The 3,664-nt window shown below is 67.9% G+C and carries 2 protein-coding genes and 1 pseudogene; 1 reads left to right on the top strand and 2 read right to left on the bottom strand.

Annotated elements, in window-relative coordinates:
* The coding region (locus tag Q664_RS52710; protein WP_152622376.1) for a sensor histidine kinase at positions 1-1,982 on the top strand (1,982 nt) is incomplete at its 5' end.
* On the opposite strand, the gene Q664_RS27635 is transcribed toward Q664_RS52710, so the two are convergent.
* Together Q664_RS27635 and Q664_RS27630 are read right to left on the bottom strand one after the other, a co-directional pair.
* The gene (locus Q664_RS27635) at positions 1,961-2,557 is read right to left on the bottom strand and encodes a DUF2378 family protein (RefSeq protein WP_043402275.1); all 597 of its coding nucleotides are present in this window, start codon (positions 2,555-2,557) and stop codon (positions 1,961-1,963) included. The genes Q664_RS52710 and Q664_RS27635 overlap by 22 nt on opposite strands.
* 218 nt (positions 2,558-2,775) lie before the next feature.
* Positions 2,776-3,664, bottom strand: a pseudogene (locus tag Q664_RS27630) (DUF7151 family protein); the annotation flags it as partial.

Below are 3,664 nucleotides of genomic sequence, written 5' to 3'. Positions count from 1 at the left end.
AGCGCGCCGAGAGCGCCACCGAGGAGCGTTTCCGCCTGCTGGTGGAGAGCGTGGAGGACTACGCCATCTTCATGCTGGATCCCGAGGGCCGGGTGGCCAGCTGGAATCCGGGCGCCGAGCGCATCAAGGGCTGGAAGGCGGAGGCGGTGCTCGGCCACCCCATCTCCCTCTTCTACCTGCCCGGCGACGTCATGGCCGGCGTGCCCGAGGAGTCGCTGCGCATCGCCGCCTCCGAGGGGCAATACCGCACGGAAGCCCTGCTCGTGCGCAAGGATGGCACCCGGTTCTGGGCGGACGTGCTCATCAGCGCCCTGCGTGACGAGCGGGGCGGCTTGCGCGGCTTCGCGATGATCACCCGCGACATCTCCTCGCGGCGGCAGGCCGAGGAGGTGCTGCGCGCGACGACGCGGCGGCTCGAGGCCATCCTGGAGACGGCGGTGGACGGCATCATCACCATCGACGAGCAGGGCGCCATCCAGAGCGTCAACCCCGCCACGGTGCGCATCTTCGGCTACGCCCCCGAGGAGCTGCTCGGCCGGGACATGCGCCACCTGGTGCCCGAGCCCCAGCAGCGCAGGAATCCCGGCACGGGGGTGCGCAAGCTGATTGGCATCGGGCGCGAGGTGCACGGCCGGCGCAAGGACGGGAGCGTCTTTCCGCTGGAGCTCTCCGTCAGCGAGACGCTGCTGCCCCAGGGGCGCTTCTTCACCTGCATGGTGCGCGACATCACCGCGCGCAAGCGCGCCGAGGAGGCCCAGGCCCTGTTCGTCGAGGTGGGCACCCTGCTCTCCCAGTCCCTCGACGTGCACACCACCCTCAAGAGCCTCGCCTCGCTGGTGGTGTCACACCTGGCGGACTACTGCATGGTGGATCTGCTGAGGGAGGACGGGCAGCTGCACCGGTTGGAGCTGACGGCCCGGGACGCGGATGGGCAGGCCCTGCTGCACCACACGATGATGTACCCGCCCCACCTGGGGAACGGGGGCGTCCTGCTGCAACTGCTCAACACCGGCGTGCCCCTGGCCGAGCCGGACGTCACCCCCGAGTGGCTGGACTCCGTGGCCCGCAACGAGGAGCACCGGGCCCTGCTGGAGGCGCTCTCGCTCAAGTCGGTGATCCTCGTGCCCCTGGTGGCGAGGGATCGCAAGCTCGGCATCATCTCCTTCGCCTGGAACCGGTTCCGCCCCACGTGCACCTCCACGGACATGGAGGTGGCCCGCGGCGTGGCCGATCGCGCGGCCATGGCGCTCGACAACGCGCGGCTCTACCAGGAGGCCCAGGCGGCCATCCAGGAGCGCGAGGATCTGGTGGCCATCGTCAGTCACGATCTGCGCACGCCGCTCAACGCCATCGCCCTGTCCGCCACCACGCTGCTCAAGCGCGAGGACGTGGACGAGCGCACCTCGAAGGCGGCCCAGCGCATCCACAGCTCGGCGGACCGGGCCAGCCGGATGATCCGGGATCTGCTCGACTTCAACCAGGCGCGGATGCGGGGCATCCCCGTGCACCGCGAGCCGCTGAACCTCCACGAGCACGTCCGGCGGGTGGTGACGGAGGTGCGGCTGGCCTGGCCCAACCGGCGCATCTCCTTCCAGGCGAGCGGAGACGGCTGGGGCGAGTGGGATGGGGATCGGCTGGCCCAGGTGGTCACCAACCTGGTGGGCAACGCGCTCCAGCACAGCCCCCGGGACACGCCCGTGCGGGTATCCACCCGGAGCGAGGGCGAGGACGTCCTGCTCGAGGTACACAACGAGGGGAATCCGATCTCCCCCGAGGTGCTGCCGGGGCTCTTCGAGCCCTACCAGCGGGGGCCGGAGGCGGGGGCACGCCAGGGGAGCCTGGGGCTGGGCCTCTTCATCACCCGGCAGATCGTCCTGGGCCACGGAGGCGCCATCGACGTGAGCTCCACGGAGGAGGACGGCACCACCTTCACCGTGCGGTTGCCCAGGCGCCTGGCGGCTCAGGACCAGCTGATGTCGTAGTCCACGTCGAGCGGGGACAGGCGGAGGCCGCGCACCATGACACCCGGGACGGCGGAGCGCTCCACGACGGCGGTGAGGGTGCCCTCGACGTAGTTCATGGGCAGGAAGTCGCGGCGCGCGAGCAACCGCACCTGCTTGTCGCCGATCCGCTCCACGGAGCGCTCGCCATAGCTCAGCGCGGCGCGGCAGGCGTTGGGGAAGGCGGAGAGGAGCCGGTGCGGATCATTGCCGGCGAGTGCCACCATGGTCTTGCCCACGGTGGAGTGGAGGAAGTCCTCGGTGGCGCGGCGGCCGAGCCGGTGCAGGACGGCCTCCCTGCCGCCCAGCTTGGGGCCGAGCGTGTCCGCGGCGGTGTAGATGGCCTTGAGCAGATCGGCGACGGGGTAGCTGCGGAAGTCGACGAACTTGCGATCACCGGCGGCCGCGAGGCACTTCGTCCGGGCCTCCTCGCCGCCCAGCGCGCGCGTCGCATCGAACAGGCCGTTGAAGAACATGCCGCGAGCGGTATCCGCGGGGGTGGCCAGCGAGAGCAGATGTTCCAGTCCGGGGGCGGGAATGGAGGAAGGCAGAGGCACGGTGGGGGTACTCCAGGAACGTGTCCGGCGATCTCCATTAGAGCGTAAAACGCGGCTCTGACCACCTATCGCGTCGTCAGCTCCGCTCAGGACCCATCACTCCTCCTTCACGCCCCCTGAATTCCTGGATTTGTCCGTGGTGCTACAGCGATGTAGTGCGCCCACCGGGCCGAGCGAGGCACCGGTGGGCGTGGATCAGGCGTGAGTTGGAGGACTGATTACGGCAGGTCCTCGACCAGCAAGAGGTTCTGGCCGCGGTTCCAACCGAAGTAGTTCGAGCCGCAGAAGGTTCCATCCCAGGAGTGCTGCGTGGTCGACCAGATGGAGAACGTATGAGGGCCGGGCGTCAGATTCGGAATGAGGCACGTCAGGTTGGCCGGGTGGTGATGGTCCTGCGGAGCGTTGCCCGAGACCGACACGTGCTGGCCGTTCATGCACCCGGTGGGCTTGTAGTCAACGTAGAGCTGGAAGAAGCCCCAACGCGCATTGCAACCGGCAACAGCACGGAAGGTATCCGAGTACGTGACCTTCACCGTCTTTCCGGGCGCGGAAACATTGTGGATGATCTGTCGCGCCCCGACGCCAGCCCACCCTCCAGACAGATCGCCACTTACGAAGCCCATGTTCGAATAGGTGAGCCCCGTGTTCGGGAGCTCCTCGACGAGGAGGAGCGGATTGCTCCGTTCCCAGCCGAGGTATGCCTCACCGCCCGAGTTCGCCGAGAGCGCAACGTCCAGCGTGTGCTGAGCAGCGGAGACATTCGGGAGGATGCAGGTCAATACGAACGGATTGTGGTAATCGCTGCCGGTTCCCTGGGCATCGTACTTGCCGGTGTAGCAGCTGGTGTTGACGCCATCGAGCCGCACCATCACCGTGCCCCATCCACCGTTCTGCACGTAACCCACGCGGAGGGTATCCGCGAGCGTCACCTTGAGCAGCGTGGACGCGGACTGCTTGAGGAACGTGACCTGGCGCCCGTTCATCTTGGCGTATGACGTGCTTGTCGTAGTGCTCGGACCTCCTGCCTTCGAAAAGGCATAGGGCTTGGTACCATCGAGTTCCTCGGCGAGGAGCACCGCATTACCATTCGTCCAACCACCGATGTAA

Source organism: Archangium violaceum Cb vi76 (assembly GCF_000733295.1).
In the GTDB taxonomy this organism is placed as follows: Bacteria; Myxococcota; Myxococcia; order Myxococcales; family Myxococcaceae; genus Archangium; species Archangium violaceum.
This window is presented reverse-complemented; position numbering and strand designations above follow the sequence as displayed.